This is a genomic window from Kocuria atrinae (genome assembly GCF_039531425.1).
Lineage (GTDB): Bacteria > Actinomycetota > Actinomycetes > Actinomycetales > Micrococcaceae > Kocuria > Kocuria atrinae.
This window is the reverse complement of record NZ_BAAAQA010000045.1, coordinates 1-1,184: the sequence shown is the minus strand read 5'-3', so window position 1 is coordinate 1,184 and position 1,184 is coordinate 1. Positions and strand designations below refer to the sequence as shown.

Sequence of the window (1,184 nt, the reverse complement as noted above, 5' to 3'; positions counted from 1 at the left end):
TGGTGGTCCTGGGGGTCGTCCGAGGGGTTGGTAGTTGCGGGTGGTGTCGATGGTGAGCTCTCTCAGGAGCTCACCGGTGGCGGCGTTGATAACGCGTAGGTGGAGGTCGTCGACGAGTTTGAGTACGGGGGTTCGGGCGTTTTCGATGCCCATTCCGATGTGGTGCATTTTGCCGTTGACTCGCAGGGTGAGTTTCCCGTGTTTGTCGACTTTGTCGTTAAGGACTCTGTAGTGCCGGTCGTTGGTCGTGGTGGTCGGGGTGGCTTTGGGTCGAGCGTTGTAGATGGTCGCTGGGGTCGCTCGGTGAGGCAGGGATCGGTGGGGCCGGTGGTGGTTGTAGATGGTGGCGAAGGTATTGAGCAGGGTTTGTAGTTCGGTGATGGTGTCTGGTTGATGGGGTTGGCGGGTGAGCCAGGCCTTCATGGTTTGTTGGAAGCGTTCGACTTTGCCGCAAGTGGTGGGGTGGTTGGGTCGAGAGTTCTTCTGGGTGATTGAGTGGCGTGCGAGTTCGGTTTCTAGACCGTTGCGTCCGTGGCCGCGGCCAGCGAAGCGGGTGGTGTAGACCAGCCCGTTATCGGTGAGCACGGAGGCGGGGTAGCCGTGGTTTTCGGCGGTGTGGAGGAAGGTGGTTTGCGCGATCGGTCCGGTGATGTGTGGGTGGGCGCTGATGTGCAGTGCGTAGCGGGAGTGGTCATCGAGCCAGGTGATGATTTCGGTGTCGGTGCCGTCGGTGAGCCGGTAGTGGGTGAAGTCTGATTGCCAGGTCTCGTTGGGCATATCTGCTTGGAAGCGGACGTAGGAGGATTTGGGTCGTTTCTTTGGTGCCGGGGCGACTAGGTGCTCTTTGGTGAGGATCCGGGCCACGGTGGCTGCGGAGATGGTGATGTTGTGGTGATGGGCCAGATGCCAAACGATCGTGTCGGGGCCGGCATCGACACCGCTAGCCACGAGCTGTTGGCGGATACCGGTGATGGTTTTGACCGTGGACTCAGGTGTGGCTGCGGGGCTGGTGCGTGGCCGGCGGGAGCGTGGTTGGAAGGCTTTCTCGCCCTCGGCGCGGTATCTGGCTAGTAGCCGGTAGATCCAGGAGCGGTGGACTCCATAGGTGCGGGAGACCTCGCTGACGCTGCGGTGTTCCACGATGACTGCGGTGATGACCAGGCGTGCCTTCGACATCCTCGAGC

General features: G+C 61.4%; 1 protein-coding gene. It reads right to left on the bottom strand.

What is annotated here, in order from left to right; genetic code table 11:
* On the bottom strand, positions 1 to 1,176 hold a 1,176-nt coding region (locus ABD283_RS14315), incomplete at its 3' end, for an IS481 family transposase (protein ID WP_344225602.1).
* Positions 1,177 to 1,184 lie beyond the last annotated feature (8 nt).